The organism is Mycobacterium sp. NTMscope_MAC_269, from assembly GCF_976985695.1.
The window spans coordinates 5,046,759-5,064,531 of sequence record NZ_OZ335668.1; the positions used below are offsets into that span (position 1 = coordinate 5,046,759).

Genomic DNA, 17,773 nt, shown 5'->3' on the forward strand with positions numbered 1-17,773 from the left:
GAAATTGACACGATGACGAATCTTCTCCGCCGCTCCGAACTCGCGGTGCCCGCCTGCAACGACAACATGTTCGACAAGGCCGCCGGCTGCGGCGCCGACCTGGTGTTCCTCGACCTCGAGGACGCCACGCCGGCCGCGTTCAAGGAGGAATCGCGCGGTAAGGCGGTCAGCGCGCTCAACGACCTGGACTGGGGCCGCACCGCGCGGGCGGTGCGGATCAACGGCCTGGACACCCGATGGTGCCACGACGACGTCATCGAGGTGGTGACGAGGGCGGGCCGCAACCTCGACACCATCATGATCCCCAAGGCCCGCACCGCGCGCGACGTGTGGTGGGTGGATGTCCTGCTCACACAGCTGGAGTCAAAGCTGAACCTGGACAAGGAGATTCGTCTCGAGGTGCTGATCGAAGAGGTCGAAGGTCTGGCCAACGCCGAAGAGATCGCGGCGGCCAGCGGTCGCCTGGACGCCCTGATCTTCGGGGTGGGCGATTTCTCGCTGTCCCAGGGCGCCCGGGTGGACACCAACTTCGTCCCGCTGGGCGAGTATCCCGGCGAGTTCTGGGCGTACGCGCGCAACAAGGTCATCGTCGCCGCGCGCATCGCCGGCATCGACGCGATCGACGCGCCGTACCCCGACTATCGCGACCTCTCCGGGTATGAGCGTGACGCCCGGCGCGCATCGCTGCTCGGCTACACCGGCAAATGGGCGATCCACCCCGACCAGGTGCCCGTCGCCAACGAGGTCTATGCCCCGACCGCCGACGAGATCGCCCGCGCCGAAGCCAATGTCGCCGCCTACCGCGAGGCCGAGGCCAAGGGCCGCGGCGCCGTCGGGGTGAACGGCGTGCTGGTCGACGCCGCCCACGTGAAGCAGGCGGAGCAGACCCTGGCGCGCGCGGCGCTGATCAACGGTAGCGCTTGATGGCGGCGACCCGCTGCGCCCGGCTACGCCGCGCTTGCGATCGCCGCTAGTCGATCACCACCAAGAGGTCGCCGCCCTCGACTTGTGCGGTGGGCGACACCGCGATTCGCGCGACCTTGCCGGCCTTTCCGGTGGTGACGGCGGCTTCCATCTTCATCGCCTCGATCGTCGCGATCGTCTGTCCGGCTTCGACCTCGTCGCCGACCTCGGCGGTGACCGTGACGACGCCGGCAAAGGGCGCGGCGACGTGGTCGGGGTTGGTGCGATCGGCCTTTTCGGCCGCCGGCACGTCGGTGGCGATGCTGCGGTCGCGCACGACGACGGGCCGCAGCTGACCGTTGAGGATGCACATCACGGTGCGCATGCCGCGTTCGTCGGGGTCGGAGATGGCCTCCAGCCCGATCAGCAGCTCCACACCGCGCTCCAGCTGCACGCGGTGTTCGTCCCCTTGGCGTAATCCGTAGAAGAACTGGTTGGCGCTGAGTCCCGAGGTGTCGCCGTAGGCCTCGCGGTGGTCCTCGAGCTCCTTGGCCGGCCCGGGGAACAGCAACCGGTTCAGCGCCGCCTGGCGCTCGACCCCCGGTGCGGCCAATGCCTTTTCGTCGTCGGCCGTCAGTGGCTGCTCGGGCTTCGCCGGCCCTCGGCCGTCTAATGCCTTGGTGCGCAACGGTTCGGGCCAGCCGCCGGGTGGATCGCCGAGTTCGCCGCGCAAAAAGCCGATGACCGAGTCCGGAATGTCGTAGCGGGCGGGATCGTCGGCGAAGTCCTGCGCGCTGACGCCCGCTCCGACCAGCGCCAGCGCCAAGTCGCCGACCACCTTGCTCGACGGCGTGACCTTGACCAGGTGCCCGAGGATGGCGTCGGCGCCGGCATAGGCGTTCTCGATATCCTCGAACCGGTCTCCGAGTCCCAGCGCGATGGCCTGTTGGCGCAGGTTCGACAGTTGGCCACCGGGGATCTCGTGGTGATAGACGCGGCCGGTCGGGGATGGCAGCCCGGATTCGAAGGGCGCGTACACCTTTCGCAGCGCCTCCCAGTACGGCTCCAGGTCGCATACCGCCGGCAGCGACAACCCGGTGTCGTAATCGGTGTTGGCCGCGGCGGCCACGATCGACGACAGCGCGGGCTGGCTGGTGGTCCCCGCGAGCGGGGCGGCCGCGCCGTCGACGGCATCGGCGCCGGCGTGCCAGGCCGCCACGTAGCTGGCCAGTTGTCCGCCCGGGGTGTCGTGCGTATGCACGTGCACCGGCAGGTCGAACCGGGATTTCAGCGCTGAGACCAGTGTCGCGGCGGCCGGTGCGCGCAACAATCCGGCCATGTCCTTGATCGCCAGGACGTGCGCGCCCGCTTCGACGATCTGCTCGGCCAATTTGAGGTAATAGTCGAGCGTGTACAGCTTTTCGGCCGGGTCGGACAGATCGCCGGTGTAGGACATCGCCACCTCGGCCACCGCCTTGCCGGTGTCTCGCACCGCGTCGATGGCCGGTCGCATCGAGTCGACATTGTTCAACGCGTCGAAGATGCGGAAGATGTCGATGCCGGTGGCCGTCGCCTCCTCGACGAACGCGGTCGTCACCGTCTCCGGATAGGGCGTGTAGCCAACGGTGTTGCGCCCGCGCAGCAGCATCTGCAGACAGATGTTGGGCATCGCCTCCCGCAGCGCAGCCAGCCGCTCCCAGGGATCCTCTTTCAAGAACCGCAGCGCCACATCGTAAGTCGCCCCGCCCCAGCACTCCACCGACAACAACTGCGGCATGGTCCGCGCCAGGTAGGGCGCGACCTTGATCAGGCCGCTGGTGCGGACCCGGGTCGCCAGCAGCGACTGGTGCGCGTCGCGGAACGTGGTGTCCGTGACGGCGACACCGCGCGACTCGCGAAGCCAGGCCGCGAATCGCTGGGGTCCGAGCTCGGTCAACCGCTGCTTGGAGCCCGCGGGCGGCTCCGTCGACAGGTCGATGTCGGGCAGCTTGTCATGCGGGTACACCGTCGACGGGCGCTCGCCGTGCGGCTTGTTGACGGTGACGTCGGCCAGATAGCTGAGAATTTTGGTGCCGCGATCGGCCGAGCTGCGCGCCGTGAGTAGCTGCGGGCGTTCCTCGATGAACGACGTGGTGATGCGTCCGGCCTGAAAGTCAGGATCGTCCAGAACCGCTTGCAGGAAAGGGATGTTCGTCGACACACCGCGGATGCGGAATTCCGCGACCGCCCGTCGGGCCCGGCGCACGGCGGTGGGGAAGTCACGGCCCCGGCAACTGAGCTTGATCAGCATCGAGTCGAAATGCGCGCTGATCTCCGCGCCCAGGGTCGTGCCGCCGTCCAGCCGGATGCCCGCGCCGCCGGGGGTGCGGTAGGCGGTGATGCGGCCGGTGTCCGGGCGGAAGCCGTTCGCCGGGTCTTCGGTAGTGATGCGGCATTGCAGCGCCGCGCCGTGCGGAACGATCGAATCCTGGCGCAGGCCAATGTCTTCCAGCGATTGCCCACCAGCGATGCGCAGTTGGGCGGACACCAGGTCGACGTCGGTGATCTCCTCGGTGACGGTGTGCTCCACCTGGATGCGGGGGTTCATCTCGATGAACACGTGGTTGCCGCGTTCGTCGAGCAGGAATTCGACCGTGCCCGCGCAGGTGTAGCCGATGCTTTGCGCGAACGCCACCGCATCGGCGCAGATGCGTTCGCGCAGTTGTGGCTCCAGGTTCGGTGCCGGTGCGATTTCGATCACCTTCTGGTGGCGCCGCTGCACGCTGCAATCCCGTTCATAGAGGTGGATCACGTTGCCGTGATTGTCCGCCAGGATCTGGACCTCGATGTGACGCGGGTTGATCACCGCCTGCTCGAGAAACACCGAGGCATCCCCGAAGGCGGATTCGGCCTCCCGGCTGGCCGCCTCGATCGCCTCCGGCAGCGCAGCCGGGTCGCTGACCCGGCGCATCCCACGGCCGCCGCCACCGGCGACCGCCTTGACGAACAAGGGAAACGTCATCGACTCGGCGGCCGTCACCAACTCGTCCACCGATGTAGACGGCGTCGACGAGGCCAGCACGGGCAGGCCCGCCGCCCGCGCCGCCGCGATCGCCCGCGACTTGTTGCCGGTGAGTTCGAGCACCTCGGCGCTCGGGCCGACGAAGGTGATGCCCGCCGCCGCACACGCCGCCGCCAGGTCCGGGTTCTCGGACAGGAAGCCGTAGCCAGGGTAGATCGCGTCCGCCCCGCACGCCTGCGCCGTGGCGACGATGTCGTCGACCGACAGGTAGGCGCGGACCGGGTGGCCCTCCTCGCCGATCTGGTACGACTCGTCGGCCTTCAGCCGGTGCACCGAATTGCGGTCCTCGTAGGGATAGACCGCCACGGTGGCCATTTCCAGTTCGTAGGCGGCGCGGAAGGCGCGGATCGCGATCTCGCCGCGATTGGCGACCAGGACTTTCGTCAACACGGTATTTACGATAGAGCCCGCTGCGGCGGTCCGACATATTCGCTCAGCGGACGGATCAACGCGTTGGACGCGGTCTGCTCGATGATGTGCGCCGTCCATCCGGTGATCCGGCTCATCACGAAAATGGGCGTGAAGGCCCCGATGTCGAAGCCCATCAGGTAATAGGCGGGCCCGGTCGGAAAGTCCAGGTTCGGCTTGATGCCAGTGGCCTGCGCCATCCCCTTTTCCAGGATCTCGTAAATGTCGAGCCAGTTCTGGCCGGCACGCGCCGCGGCGACGCGCTTGAGCGCCTCCTTCATGGTGGGCACCCGGGAGTCGCCGTTTTTGTAGACGCGGTGACCGAAGCCCATGATCTTGTCTTTGCGGTCCAGCTTGCCCTGCAGCCACTCCGAAGCCCGCTCGGGGTGGGCGATTTCGATCATGTCGTGCATGACCGCCTCGTTGGCCCCGCCGTGCAGCGGGCCCTTGAGCGCACCGATGGCGGCCGTGACCGCGCTGTAGATGTCGGACCGGGTCGAGGTGACCACACGCGCGGCGAAGGTCGAGGCGTTGAAGCTGTGCTCGGCGTAGAGCACCATGGATTGTTCGAACGCATCGACGATCACCTGCTCGGGGACATCGCCGAAGCACATGTGCAGGAAATTCTGGGCGTAGCTCATGTGGCTGTGGGGCGCGATGGGTTCCAGGCCGCGCCGGCGGCGCATGTCGGCCGCGACGACGGTCGGCAGCACCGCGAACATCCGCAGCGCCTTGGCGTAGTTGGCCGCCGGGCTGCTGTCCTCCTCGTCGGGATCCTCGGCGCCCATCGAGCTGATGAAGGTGCGCACCACGTCCATGGGGTGGCAGGTGTCGGGCAACTTGGTCAGCAGCGACAGTTGGGACCGGTTCAGCCGACGCGCCGCCCGTTCCCGCTGGGTGAACAGCGCCAGCTGCTGCTGGTCGGGCAGTTCGCCGTGCCACAGCAGGTACGCGACCTGCTCGAAGCTGCACGCGGCCGCGAGGTCTTGCACCGCGTACCCGCGGTAGGTCAGGGAGTTGGTCTCCGGGACGACCTTGGAGATGGCGGTCGTGTCGACGACGACACCGGCCAGGCCCTTATAGATGTGGGGTGTGCTCATGGCGCGACTCCTTAGAGGGGCGAAAGTTTCAAATCGCGAAGTTGTAGAGGTCGGAATCGAACTGGTTGTAATCGGCGTAGCGCAGCAATTCGTAGAGCCTGCTGCGGTGCTGCATACGGTCCACAAGGCCGGATTGCGTTCCGACCTCGGCGATTTCACGAAGACCGGCCTCGACGGTGTGCATGGCCAGCCGCAACGTGGTGACCGGGTAGATCACCACGTTGTAGCCGATGTCGGACAGCTGTTGCGCGGTCAGCAGCGGCGACTTGCCGAACTCGGTCATGTTGGCCAGCAACGGCGTGTCCACGGCGGCGCGGAACCGCTCGAATTCGGCTGGGCTGCCTAAGGCTTCGGTGAAGATCAGGTCCGCGCCCGCATCGGCGTAGGCCTTGGCGCGCTCGATCGCCACCGGCACCCCCTCGATGCCGGCGGCATCGGTGCGGGCGCAGACGATGAAATTCGGGTCGCGGCGCGCGGTGACGGCGGCCCGCAGGCGTTTGATCATCTCGCCGGTCGGCACCACGGCCTTGCCGTCGAGATGCCCACAGCGCTTGGGGTTTTCCTGGTCCTCGAGGTGACAGCCGGCCAGCCCGGCATCCTCGAGCACCGTCACGGTACGCGCCGCGCTCATCGGCTCACCGAAGCCGGTGTCGGCGTCGATCAGGGTGGGCAGGTCGGTCGCCCCCGCGATCTGGGCGCCGCGCGCGCTGACTTCGGTCAGGGTGGTCAGGCCGATGTCGGGTAGGCCGAGGTCCGCCGAGAGCGCCGCCCCAGACACGTAGACGCCGTCGAACCCCAGCTCGGCGACGAGTTTGGCCACCAGCGGCGAGAAGGCGCCCGGAAACCGTTGCAGCCCACCGCTTTCGAGCGCTGCGCGAAACCGCGCCCGCTTGTCGCTCGCCGGCACGGCACCGCCCATCAGCCCGCTCATCAGAAAATCCCCGGGCGGATCGCGGGCGCCTTGTCGAGCACCAGCGGACCGACCGTGATGTTGAGCGCGCCCAAGGCGCCCGCCTGCAGGTCCGCCAGCGCTTCGGCCGCCGACAGGAACCGCTGCTGCTCGGCCTCGCCGACCACCCCCTCGGTCAGCTCGGCGAACTTCCCGATGTACTGCTTGCGCTCAAACGGCCGCGCCCCCAGCGGATGAGCGTCGGCGACGGCGAGCTCGTCGACGATGACCTCACCGCTTTTGAGGGTGATCTCCGCGCGCGCACCGAACGCCTTCTCGGCCGGGTCGGCGGAGTGGTAGCGCCGGGTCCATTCGGGATCCTCGACCGTCGAGATCTTGTGCCAGAGGCCGACGGTGTCGGACTGATGCGCCCGCTCCGGCGCGTAGGACCGCTCGTGATGCCAGGTGCCGTCCTGCAGCGCGACCGCGAAGATGTACATCACCGAGTGATCCAGCGTCTCCCGCGACGCGTCCGGGTCGAACTTCTGCGGATCGCCTGAGCCGGTGCCGATTACGTAATGCGTGTGATGGCTGGTGTGCAGGACGACCGACGCGACCTGGCCCAGATCGCCGATGCGTTCACGCATCCGGCGCGCCAAGTCGATCAGCGCCTGGCTCTGATATTCGGCCGAGTGCTCCTTGGTGTAGCTGTCCAGAATGGCGCGCTTGGGCTCGCCGGGCTCGGGTAGCGGCACGTGATAGGTGTGCTCCGGTCCCGAGAGCAGCCAGGCGATCACCCCGTCCTCGCCCTCCCAGATCGGGGCCGGCGCGCCCTCGCCGCGCATGGCGCGGTCGACGGCCTCGATGGCGACCTTGCCCGCCCAGGCCGGCGCGTATGCCTTCCAGCTCGAGATCAGGCCCTTGCGCGACTGCCGGGTCGACGTCGTCAGGTGCAGCGCCTGGCCGATCGCCTGGTAAATGGTCTCTTTGTCCAGGCCGAGCATCGTGCCGAGGCCGGCGGCCACCGACGGGCCCAGGTGGGCGACGTGGTCAATCTTGTGCTCATGCAGGCAGATTCCTTTGACCAGGTCGATCTGAATCTCATAGCCGGTCGCGATGCCCCGGATCAGGTCCGCACCGCCGATCCCCAGGTGCTGCGCGACGGCCACCAGGGCGGGAATGTTGTCGCCCGGATGCGAGTACTCGGCGGCCAAAAACGTGTCGTGGAAATCCAATTCGCGCACCGCGACGCCGTTCGCCCAGGCCGCCCACCCGGGGGAATAGTCACCGTCGATCCCGAAAACCTTGGCGCCCTTCGCCACAGCGGGGTGCGCCTGCGCCTGCGCCCGCGCGACCGCGACCGGCCGTCGAATCACGGAAGCGGCCGAGACCGCGGCGTTGTCGATGATGCGGTTGATCACCATCGCCTCGACGTTGGCGGGCACGGCGACCGGATCGGCGGCGACCTCGGCGATCTTCCACGCCAGGTGTTCACTGCGAGGGAAGTCGTCGGCGGTGCGCCGGGTCCGAACATCATGGATACGCATAAGACGCACACTACGCAGAGCTGGAGACGCCGTAAATCCCCTGTAAAAGCGTAATCTTGTGTCCTTATCCGCATGGTTTTGCGAATATTGTGAAAGGAGTTGGGCGTACGGTGGGATCCGTGGCGAAGACGTTCGCCGGCGCGCGGCTACGGCGATTGCGCGAGGAGCAGGGGTTGACCCAGGTGGCGCTGGCCCGCGTCCTGGGGCTGTCGACCAGCTACGTCAATCAGTTGGAGAATGACCAGCGTCCGATCACCGTTCCGGTATTGCTCACCCTCACCGATCGATTCGACCTGCCGAGCCAGTACTTCGCGCCGGAATCCGACGCCCGGTTGATTTCCGATCTTCGGGAGGTGCTCGCCGAGGCGCCCGCGACGGCCGCGCAAGTCGAGGAGCTCGTCGCCCGCATGCCCGCGATCGGTCAGACTCTGGTCAACCTGCACCGGCGGCTGCACGACACGACGGCCGACCTGGAAGCCCTGCACAGCCGCGCCAACTGGGAAGCCTCGGACGCGTCGTCGCTGTCCCAGCAGCCGATGCCGTTCGAAGAGGTGCGCGACTTCTTCTACGACCGGAAGAACTACATCGGCGAACTGGATCTCGCGGCCGAAGAGCTGTTCAACAAGAACCGCTTGCGAATCGGCGGACTCGACGGCCAACTCGCTGAGCTGCTCGCCGACGAGCTCGGCGTCTCGGTGGTGCTCGACGACGGCCAGGTGTTGGACCCCAATTCGAAACGCCTGTTCGCGCCCGAGTCGAAAACGTTGTACGTGGCCCGGTGGCTGCATCCGGGCCAGCGTGCCTTTCAGCTCGCCACCCAGATCGCCCTGCTCACCCAGGACAGGTTGATCACCGGGATCATCGCCGGCGACGATCAGCTCAGTGACGATTCACGCGGCGTAGCGCGCATCGGGCTGGCCAACTACTTCGCCGGCGCCCTGCTGTTGCCGTACCTGCGATTCCTCGAAGCGGCGGAAAGCTTCCGTTACGATATCGATTACCTGGCAAGGCGTTTCGCGGTGGGGTTCGAAACCATCTGTCATCGCCTGTCCACCCTGCAGCGGCCCAACGCGCGGGGGGTCCCATTCATCTTCGTCCGCACCGACAGTGCCGGGAACATCTCTAAACGACAGTCCGCCACCGCCTTTCACTTCTCCCGCGTCGGCGGCAACTGCCCGCTGTGGGTGGTCCACCACGCGTTTTCCCGGCCCGGCCAGTTTTTGACCCAGGTCGCGCAGATGCCCGACGGGCGCACCTACTTCTGGGTCGCCCGGACCACCACGACGGAGCCGGGTCGGTACCTGGGCCCGGACAAGAGCTTCGCCATCGGCCTGGGGTGCGACGTCGCGCACGCGGAGAAGTTGATCTACTCGGTCGGCATCGATTTGGCGGACGCCGAGTCGATCGTGCCGATCGGTGCCGGCTGCAAGATCTGCGACCGGCCCGCGTGCTCGCAACGCGCCTTCCCCTATCTCGGCCGCCCGGTGTACGTCGACCCGCACAGCAGCACCGATCTGCCGTATCCACCGGCGATCACGCCTTGAGCGCGGTCAGGTCCGGCCGGCCGCCGAGGCGCTGAACCGTGGCGGTGGCGGCCGCGTTCGCCCGCCTGCCGGCCTCGGCCGGTGCGGCGCCGTCCCGCAGCGCGGCGATCAAGCCGGCGACGAACGCATCACCGGCGCCGGTCGGATCCACAACCTCCACGTCGGCGAATTCGAAAAGCTCGCTGCCGCCATCCCACGCGACGAGGTCGCCGACCTCCGGGACCGCGATTGCGACCAGTTCTGGTCCGCAGGTCAACAGGTGGGCGGCCAGCTCGCTCGCCTGTCTCGCCGTGCTGATTTCTCTGCCCGCGATGAGCGAGGCTTCCGTGGCGTCGGCCCGGATGACGTCGACCGCCGCGAGTAGGTCCGGTTGAACGTGCGGGGCGGGCGCACCGTCGGCCACGACGCGCAGCCCCCGCCGCCGCGCGCGCCGCGCGGCTTCCACCGCGGTGGTCGCCGGCTCCTGCAGCTGTATGGACACGGTGTCGGCGGCGTCGAACAGGGGAGCTGATCGATCGAGGTCGGCGACTTGAACCAGTGAGCTCTCCGGCACGTCTTCCAGCAGCATGCGTTCCGGCGGCCGGGCGACCACATCGATCAACAGCGCCGTGGTGCCGCGGCGCGCGACGCCACCGACGTCGATGCCGTCCTGCTGGGCCTGCGCCAGTACCGCCGTCCCGGCGTCGTCGGCACCGGCCACCGCGATGAGCGCGACCGGCACACCCAGCTGCGCCAGGCCGACCGCCTGATTCGCACCCTTGCCGCCGAGCAATTCCTTGCGCTGCAGGATCGTGGTGGAATCGTCGGCCGTCGGCGGCCCGTCGGTACGCAGCACCAGATCGCGTGCGATCTGGCCGATCACCACAACGCCCATGCGTACACAGTGCCCACTTTTCGTCAGGCGGACACGTGCGGTCGACGGTTCTTCAGGCCGCACGCCAAGCCCGCGGTGGCGCCATGACCGACCGGTATGACGCTGGGGCGCGCGCGATCTAGCGGCGGGTCCGCCGCAGGAGCCATCGCAAAACCCCTGACGTGAGCGGTATGGCCAGCAACCCGAAAGCGAACGTCGCGATCCCCAGTCCGACCAGCGACAGCAACCCCCGTTGAACGCCGTCCCAGACAGCGAAGCCACCGCACACGGGAAGGAGCGCCATGCCGAGAACGAACTTGACGGAGGCACGGACGCTGGTCTCCTCACCGCTGGCGTGCCGGGGCGGCTTGCCGCTATCGGCGGCGTCCGCTCCGCGTAGCGTTTTGATGGCGATGTAGACGCCGAAGGCCATCGTGACGCAGCCCATGAACGGCAGCGCCGCCGCTCTACGGAAGTCGTGCGGCGGCGGATTGAAGGTCATCAGTGCGCCGCTGATCATCCATGTCACCCCGAACAGAACCAACGCGAGCCGGCGTCCCACTCGTTGAGTATGCGGTCTTTCTCCAGCATCACCAGCCACGCCGCCGCACAACATCGTCACAGTCTTGACGGCGCCTCCGACGTAGTGTTCCAGTGAGCCATGCACGGGATTGGGGACGACCGCATGCCCAAGGTAGCGATACTGGACGACTACGCCGGGGTGGCTCTGCAGGTCGCCGACTGGTCGTCGGTGCAGAATCGCTCCGACGTAACCGTTTTCGACCGCCACCTCTCCGGAGACGCGGCCGCCGAAGCGCTGCGGCCCTTCGACGTGGTGTGCACCCTGCGCGAGCGGATGGTGTTTCCGTCAACCCTCATCGCGCGGCTACCGAACCTGAAGCTGATCACGATCGTCGGCACGAGCCTGCCGAACCTCGACATGGCCGCGGCCACCGACCACGGGATCCTGGTCGCCCATTCGGATTTCGCGCATCCCCGGTTCCGGGCTATGCGCGATGCGACGCCGGAACTCGCGTGGGGCCTGATGATCGCGACGGTGCGCCATCTCGCCGAAGAGCATCGCCACATGCGCGACGGCGGCTGGCAGAGCACCGCGGGGATGACGTTGGCGGGCAAGACGCTCGGCCTGCTCGGCCTGGGCAGGGTCGGCAAACGAATGGCCGAATACGCCAACGCGTTTGGCATGGACGTCATTGCGTGGAGCCAGAATCTCACCGACGAGGCCGCCGCGAGCGTGGGGGCCCGGCGGGTGGAAAAGCCGTATCTCTTCGAAGCCTCCGATGTGGTCTCCATCCACCTGGTGCTCTCGGAGCGCACCCGAGGCCTGGTCGGCGAGGCCGAACTGGCGCTGATGACGCCAGACGCCTACCTGATCAACACGTCCAGGGGCCCGATCGTCGACGAGGCGGCACTGCTCGCCGCGTTGGAATCCGGGCGCATCGCCGGGGCCGGGCTGGACGTGTACGACATCGAGCCGCTGCCCAGCGATCACCGGTTGCGGCGGCTCCCGAATGTGACGCTGTCGCCGCACCTGGGATACGTCACCCGCGAGATGCTCGGCGCCTTCTATTCCGACACCGTGGAGTCAGTGGTGGCCTGGCTGGACGGAAAGCCCATTCGGATCGCCAATCCCGAGGTGTCGCGGCGACACTGACGCCCTCACTTCGGCTTCCAGTGCGGACTTTTGACCGCGTCGAGAGCCTCCGTGACGTAGCGGTCGAGCGGCCACGGCTTTCCGGCTTGCCGCACCCACCGCTGGAACGCGAAATCTGCTGCGGCGAACGCGAGTTGGACCAGCAGGCCGGGACGGAGATCGGCGTCGGCGTTGACGCCCATCCGTTCGGCGATGAGCTTGGTCGCCCGCTCCTTGTCGGCGGGCCGGTGAACCGTCACCTTGTCGAGCAGGTCGGGGACCACCAGCAGTGCTTCGCGCCATTCGTCGGTGTCGGCCTGGTCGAACGAGCGGGTGCGGGTGACGATGGCGTTGATCAGCGCGATGTCGGGCGATTCGGCGGCCGGGCGGCCCTCGAGGAGATTGACGATCGCGGCGCCACCGTAACGCACGGGCGCAAGGAGGAGCTCCTCCTTCGCGGGCACGTGACGGAAGAAGGTGCGCGGGGAAACGCCCGCGGCGGTGGCGATTTCCTCGGTAGTCACCGCGTCGTACCCGCGCTCCACGAACAACCGGAACGCCGCGCGCCGAATGTCGGCCCGGATCTGTGCGCGCTGCCGATCGCGGAGCGACGCTGGTCTGGAGGGAGAGGTCACCGGAAGCAGCCGATCCCGCCGTCGACGTGGATGGTCTGCCCGGTGATGAACGTCGCGTCACTGCCGAGCAGGAACGCCACCACCGCCCCCACGTCGGTGCGGACGTCGCCGATGCGCTTCATCGGAACACGCCCGACGGCTTTCTCGTATTCCTTGGGCGCGAACGACTTCCAGTACTTGACGCCGTCCGACTCCGCGAAGGGGCAGATGACGTTGACGCGGATGTTGTCGCGACCCCATTCCAGCGCCGCGACCTTGGACAGCCCACGGATGCCTTCCTTGGCCGCCGCGTACCCTCCCCACTTGGGCTCGCCGCCCGTACCCGTCCCGGAGCCGAGGTTGACGATCGACCCGCCGCCCTGCTTGACCATCAGCGGGTGCACGGCCTGCATGAGCAGGAAGGTCGCCCGGGGGCCGACGTCGTAGCCGAGCGCGAGGTCGTCGGTGGTGATGTCGACGAACGCCTTGGGCTCGTTGGTGGCGATCGCGTTGTTCACCAGGCCATGCACGGCACCGAAGGCGTCGGTCGCCGCGGCCGCGATTCGCTGCGCGCTGTCGGGGTCGCGCAGATCGGTGACGAGCCGTTCCACCCTTCCGATCGCCTCGAGTTCGGTGGCGGTTGCCTCGAGGACCTCCTCTTGGATGTCGACCAGGAGCACCGCGGCGCCGCGTTCGAGCAACGCGATGGCCACGCCTTTGCCGACACCCTGGGCGGCGCCGGTGACGATCGCGACGTGCCCACGCATCGAATCGGGGTGGCTGTAGCTCATTCGACGGGTCCCATCTGCAGCTGTACGCCCCGGTGCATTTCGTAGGTGCTCCGCGCCCCGTCGGGCAGCTCGATGAACTCCACCGGCGTCCCGTCCGGGTCCTTGACGAAAAACATTCGGACACCGCCGATCTCGAACGGTTCCTGGTCCGGGGTGTAACCGGCGGCGACGATGCGGCGATGGGTGTCGTCGAGGTCGGTCACCGACAGCGAGACGTTGTGGATCCCGGTGATGCCGGGTCGTCGCTTCTGTTCGGGCGGGTTGGCGCCGATCGACAGCAGCTCGATCATCAACCCGCCCAGCAGGCCACCGACCACCCGGCCCTCCTGCTTGCGGTTCGCGTGCAACACCGCATCGAAAGGCTCCCCGGAAATGAGCGATTCGAAGACGACATCCATGCCGAGCACGTCTCGGTAGAACGCCAGCGCGCGGTCCATGTCGGTGACGCCGACGACGAGGTGACAGAACGACACGTCATCGAGGGTCACGGTCAGCCCGCCGCCAGATTCGGGGCCGGACGGCCGGCGAACAACGGCAGATCGAGGTAAGTCTTGATGCCCGGCTCGGCGGCGCAGACGTCGGGAACGGCATTGATGCAGTGGTTGGCAGTGACCACGACGCCCGGATTCTTGATCAGCCCTTCCGCGATGGTCTCCGGCTGCAGCCCCTTGAAGGTGAGGCTCACGTCGGGGTCGCCGGTGATCTCGACCTCGAAGCGTTCGCCCCGCCCACCGAAATTCCAGGCGGGGTCCAGGTTTTCCTCACCCATCAGCCAGTTGACCGCCGCCGTGATCACCGGTTCGCCGTCGACGAGGGCCTGCCAGCGGAACCGGCGCGCCGCCACGGTGCCCGCGGTGATCGGGAAGGGGTCGTAGTCGATGTCGGCGGTCGCCACGGCGACATCCTGGATGGTTCTGATGTTGGGGTCGATGCGGAATTCCATGTGGTCAGCGATCATCCGCACCGACTGCTTGAAGCCCGCGTCGAGCAGGCCGGCCATCGGACCCTGGGTGGCTTCCTCGGGGGTGCCGCCGAACCCCATGATGTGCCGCACCACATCGGGCGCGTTGTAGGTGCGGATGTCGGAGAACTCCTCGGCGCGCACGTGCGTGACCGCCGACGACAGCGAGGACACCATGAGCGGGAATCGCTCCGTGATACCCCCGGGGTGGATCCCCGAACCATGCAGCGTCACACCGCTTTCCGCCGCGGCGTCGGCGACGGCCCGGTGACGCGGGTTGCCCGGATCGGGGTAGACCCAGCCGACGGGGGTGACGACGTTCTTGCCGGACCGCAGGATCGCGATGACCTCGTCGTCATTGGGTATCAGCGGGCTGTACATGACGCAGTCGGCGTCCAGTGCCAGCACCTCGTCGATGCTGGTGGTCGCCGTGACACCGAGGTCCTGCGTGCCGACGATCCGCCCGACGTCGACACCGTTCTTGTCCGCGCTGTGCACCCAGCACCCGACGAGCTCCAGCCGCGGGTGATTGAGGACGCAGTGGATCGCCGCCTTACCCACACCGCCGGTCGCCCACTGGATGACACGAAGCTTGGACGGGCTACTCATCATTGACCTCCCGGACGGCAGTGCACGGCCTTTACACATCGACGGACAAAATGGCAGGCTATGACTCGCTGACAGTGACTGTCAATGACCGGCACTTCGGGAAAGGGCTGTGGATGAGCGTCCTCGACGGCAAGATCGCGATCGTGACCGGCACCAGCCGCGGCGTGGGCGTCGGCATCGCCCACGAATTGCTGCGGGCCGGCGCGACGGTCATCGGCTGCTCGCGTTCGCCGCTGGATGCCCTCCCCGGCATCGAAAAAGATTGGGAGCCCCGCGCTTTTCAGCAAGTCTGCGATCAGGGCGACCATCGTTCGATCGACGAGTTCGTCGCGGACGTCGTGGCCACCCACGGTCGCGTCGACATCCTGGTGAACAACGCCGGCGGCACGGTCCCGGCGCCGCACGCCGAGAGCATTCCTGCACTGGTGCAACGCATTCAGGGCGCACCCGCCAGTGACGACGAGTACGCGCGCACCGCACTGTTCCATGCGTTCGCGGTGCAGATGAACCTCATCAGCCCACTGTGGTTCGCCATCCGCGCCTATCGGCAGATGCAGACCCAGGACGGCGTCGGCTGCATTATCAACATCTCCAGCGGCGCGGGGCACCCGGCGGGCTCGCCGACGCTGGTCTCCTACGGTGCGGCCAAAAGCGGTCTCAATCACCTGACCCGATCGCTCGCCGAGGAGTGGGGGCCGAAGGTCCGCGTCAACTGCGTGGCGTTGGGCCCGACGATGACCGAGAATTTCCGGTCGTTTGTGCTGCCGAAGGACGATCCGACCGGAGAAAAATATTTTGCGGCCGTTCCGTTGCGGCGTGCCGGCGAGCCCGCCGAGGTCGGGCGGCTCTGCGTTTTCCTCGCCGGCGGGCAGGCCGACTTCGTCAACGGCACCACCATCGAATGCGACGGCGGGATGCTGCCCGGCGTGCTCTATGAGGCGGGGCTGAAGACGATCACCGATTTGTTATGAGCCCGGCCGGCATGCTTCTAGAACACCACTAGGGCAAGGAGATTGACGACGTGAGCAGCCTGGAACCCACCGCGGAGCAGTTCGCGGCGCTGGCGGCGCGGCCCGCTGACGCGCCGGTGGTGATGGTCAACCTGTTGAAGTTCAAACCCGAGGGTGGCCTGCAGAGCTATCTGCAATACGGTCAGGAGGTCGTCCCGCATCTGGAACGCGTGGGCGCCACCCTGCGCTACGCCGGGGGAGCACCATCGGTGGTGATCGGCGATGGCGAACGCCCTTGGTGGGACGTGATTCTCATCGTCGAATACCCGACGCCGCAGGCCTTCATCGACATGGTGAGCACGCAGGAGTACGCGAAAGTGCACGAGCACCGCGCCGCCGGTCTGGACCGCGGAGACCTGATCGCGACCTCGACGTGGTCGGTCGTGGCTGACTGACCGCCGGCGCATCACGTCGTCGCCGATCTGCCCAGACATCCGCACGCCGACGTCAGTCGCGGTCTAATGGGTGGATGGAACTGATGATGCCCACCGACGCGATCTTCCTGCTGGGAGAGTCTCGCGAACATCCCATGCATGTCGGAGGCCTGCAGTTGTTCGAGCCCCCGCCCGGCGCCGGCCGCGGCTTCGCTCGGGAGCTTCACAAGCAACTGGCCGCTCAGCGGGAGTTCCAGCCGACGTTCCGCAAGCACCCCGCGAAGTTCGTCGGCGGAATCGCCAACCTGGGCTGGTCGTACGACGACGACATCGACGTCGACTACCACGTCCGGCGTTCGGCACTGCCGTCACCGAAACGGGTCCGCGAACTGCTCGAGCTGACTTCGCGATGGCACAGCAGCCTGCTGGATCGTCATCGCCCCCTGTGGGAGACCCACATCGTCGAGGGCCTCAAAGACGGCCGGTTCGCCATCTACACCAAGGTCCACCATGCGCTGATCGACGGCGTGTCCGCGCAGAAGCTGATGCAGCGCGCGCTGTCCACCGACCCCGACGATTCGGAGATCCGCGCCCCGTGGAGTCTGCGCAAACCCCAGCGCAAATCCAGCCCGTCGTCCCCATTGAGCTCGCTGGCACGTACTGCGGGATCCCTTGCGGCACTTGCTCCCTCAACAATCGGGTTAGCGCGCGCGGCGCTGCTCGAGCAGCAACTGACATTGCCGTTCGGCGCGCCGAAGACCATGTTGAACGTCAAGATCGGTGGCGCTCGCCGCTGCGCCGCGCAATCCTGGTCGCTGGAGCGCATCAAAAGCGTGAAGAGGGCCGCGGGCGTCACGGTGAACGACGTCGTGTTGGCGATGTGTTCGGGCGCCCTGCGCTATTACCTGCTCGAGCAGAACGCGCTGCCGGACACGCCGCTGATCGCGATGGTCCCGGTGAGCCTGCGCACCGAGGACGAGGCCGACGCCGGCGGCAACATGGTCGGGGCCATCCTGTGCAACCTCGCGACCGACGCCGACGATCCCGCGCAGCGCCTGCTGACCATCAGCGATTCGATGCGCAGCAACAAGAAGGTCTTCTCGCAGTTGCCGCGGTTCCAGGCCCTGGCGCTGTCCGCCGTCAACACGTCGGCGTTGGCATTGGCGGCGGTCCCGGGCTGGGTGGCCTCGACGTCGCCGCCGTTCAACATCATCATCTCGAACGTGCCGGGGCCCACGGAGCCGATCTACTACGGGGGAGCCCGCCTCGACGGCAACTATCCGCTGTCCATCGCGCTGGACGGCCAGGCGCTGAACATCACCCTTGCCAACAACGCCGGCAATCTGGACTTCGGTCTGGTGGGGTGCCGACGCAGCGTGCCCCACCTGCAGCGCCTGCTCGCGCACCTGGAGTCCTCGCTCAAGGATCTGGAACGCGCTGTGGGAGAATAGAAGT

At 67.3% G+C, this 17,773-nt stretch carries 16 protein-coding genes; 6 read left to right on the plus strand and 10 right to left on the minus strand.

Annotation, left to right across the window (positions count from 1 at the left end):
• The first annotated feature begins 12 nt into the window (after positions 1-12).
• Positions 13-924, plus strand: a complete 912-nt coding sequence (locus tag ACZ50Z_RS23970; RefSeq protein ID WP_464485781.1) for an HpcH/HpaI aldolase/citrate lyase family protein — start codon at positions 13-15, stop codon at positions 922-924.
• 46 nt (positions 925-970) lie between these two features.
• Here ACZ50Z_RS23970 and ACZ50Z_RS23975 read toward each other — a convergent pair whose 3' ends face one another.
• From ACZ50Z_RS23975 to prpD, 4 genes are read right to left on the minus strand one after another with little or no spacing between them, the layout of a single operon-like run.
• Positions 971-4,354 (minus strand): pyruvate carboxylase, encoded by a 3,384-nt coding sequence (locus tag ACZ50Z_RS23975; protein WP_464485782.1) that lies wholly within the window; start codon positions 4,352-4,354, stop codon positions 971-973.
• A 5-nt stretch (positions 4,355-4,359) separates the two neighbouring features.
• Positions 4,360-5,472: a bifunctional 2-methylcitrate synthase/citrate synthase gene (locus ACZ50Z_RS23980; protein ID WP_464485783.1), complete on the minus strand. Its 1,113-nt coding sequence runs from the start codon at positions 5,470-5,472 to the stop codon at positions 4,360-4,362.
• A 28-nt stretch (positions 5,473-5,500) separates the two neighbouring features.
• A complete protein-coding gene (gene prpB, locus ACZ50Z_RS23985) occupies positions 5,501-6,403 on the minus strand; it encodes a methylisocitrate lyase (RefSeq protein WP_464485784.1) in 903 nt (300 codons plus the stop codon).
• Positions 6,403-7,908 (minus strand): 2-methylcitrate dehydratase PrpD, encoded by a 1,506-nt coding sequence (gene prpD, locus ACZ50Z_RS23990; protein WP_464485785.1) that lies wholly within the window; start codon positions 7,906-7,908, stop codon positions 6,403-6,405. The genes prpB and prpD overlap by 1 nt, the downstream gene beginning before the upstream one ends.
• A gap of 110 nt (positions 7,909-8,018) precedes the next feature.
• Here prpD and ACZ50Z_RS23995 point away from each other — a divergent pair, with 110 nt between their 5' ends.
• Positions 8,019-9,452 carry a short-chain fatty acyl-CoA regulator family protein gene (locus ACZ50Z_RS23995; protein ID WP_464485786.1) on the plus strand — a complete coding sequence of 478 codons (1,434 nt, stop codon included), beginning with the start codon at positions 8,019-8,021 and terminating at the stop codon, positions 9,450-9,452.
• On the opposite strand, the gene ACZ50Z_RS24000 is transcribed toward ACZ50Z_RS23995, so the two are convergent.
• Together ACZ50Z_RS24000 and ACZ50Z_RS24005 are read right to left on the minus strand one after the other, a co-directional pair.
• Complete coding sequence (locus ACZ50Z_RS24000; RefSeq protein WP_464485787.1) at positions 9,442-10,326, minus strand: PfkB family carbohydrate kinase; 885 nt, start codon at positions 10,324-10,326, stop codon at positions 9,442-9,444. The two genes, ACZ50Z_RS23995 and ACZ50Z_RS24000, sit on opposite strands and share 11 nt — an antisense overlap.
• 118 nt (positions 10,327-10,444) lie before the next feature.
• Positions 10,445-10,867: a hypothetical protein gene (locus ACZ50Z_RS24005; RefSeq protein ID WP_464485788.1), complete on the minus strand. Its 423-nt coding sequence runs from the start codon at positions 10,865-10,867 to the stop codon at positions 10,445-10,447.
• Between the two features lie 123 nt (positions 10,868-10,990).
• On the opposite strand from ACZ50Z_RS24005, the gene ACZ50Z_RS24010 reads away from it, so the two are divergent.
• A complete protein-coding gene (locus ACZ50Z_RS24010; protein ID WP_464485789.1) occupies positions 10,991-11,980 on the plus strand; it encodes a D-2-hydroxyacid dehydrogenase family protein in 990 nt (329 codons plus the stop codon).
• Positions 11,981-11,985: 5 nt separating this feature from the next.
• Here the strand turns inward: ACZ50Z_RS24010 and ACZ50Z_RS24015 are convergent, their stop codons facing one another.
• The 4 genes from ACZ50Z_RS24015 to ACZ50Z_RS24030 are packed head-to-tail and all read right to left on the minus strand — an operon-like array spanning position 11,986 to position 14,934.
• Positions 11,986-12,594 carry a TetR/AcrR family transcriptional regulator gene (locus tag ACZ50Z_RS24015; RefSeq protein ID WP_464485790.1) on the minus strand — a complete coding sequence of 203 codons (609 nt, stop codon included), beginning with the start codon at positions 12,592-12,594 and terminating at the stop codon, positions 11,986-11,988.
• Positions 12,591-13,364, minus strand: coding sequence for an SDR family NAD(P)-dependent oxidoreductase (locus tag ACZ50Z_RS24020; RefSeq protein ID WP_464485791.1), 774 nt, complete (start codon positions 13,362-13,364; stop codon positions 12,591-12,593). The genes ACZ50Z_RS24015 and ACZ50Z_RS24020 overlap by 4 nt, the downstream gene beginning before the upstream one ends.
• A complete protein-coding gene (locus ACZ50Z_RS24025; RefSeq protein ID WP_464485792.1) occupies positions 13,361-13,852 on the minus strand; it encodes a VOC family protein in 492 nt (163 codons plus the stop codon). Before ACZ50Z_RS24025 ends, ACZ50Z_RS24020 begins: the two co-directional genes overlap by 4 nt.
• Positions 13,853-13,854: 2 nt before the next feature.
• Positions 13,855-14,934 (minus strand): NAD(P)H-dependent amine dehydrogenase family protein, encoded by a 1,080-nt coding sequence (locus ACZ50Z_RS24030; protein ID WP_464485793.1) that lies wholly within the window; start codon positions 14,932-14,934, stop codon positions 13,855-13,857.
• A 113-nt stretch (positions 14,935-15,047) separates the two neighbouring features.
• Here ACZ50Z_RS24030 and ACZ50Z_RS24035 point away from each other — a divergent pair, with 113 nt between their 5' ends.
• The 3 genes from ACZ50Z_RS24035 (at position 15,048) to ACZ50Z_RS24045 (ending at position 17,769) form a co-directional block, all read left to right on the plus strand.
• The gene (locus ACZ50Z_RS24035; protein ID WP_464485794.1) at positions 15,048-15,905 is read left to right on the plus strand and encodes an SDR family NAD(P)-dependent oxidoreductase; all 858 of its coding nucleotides are present in this window, start codon (positions 15,048-15,050) and stop codon (positions 15,903-15,905) included.
• A gap of 50 nt (positions 15,906-15,955) precedes the next feature.
• Positions 15,956-16,339, plus strand: a complete 384-nt coding sequence (locus ACZ50Z_RS24040; RefSeq protein WP_464485795.1) for a DUF1330 domain-containing protein — start codon at positions 15,956-15,958, stop codon at positions 16,337-16,339.
• Positions 16,340-16,413: 74 nt separating this feature from the next.
• Entirely contained in the window at positions 16,414-17,769 is a 1,356-nt protein-coding gene (locus ACZ50Z_RS24045) for a WS/DGAT/MGAT family O-acyltransferase (RefSeq protein WP_464485796.1), read from the plus strand.
• The last annotated feature ends 4 nt before the right edge of the window (positions 17,770-17,773 follow it).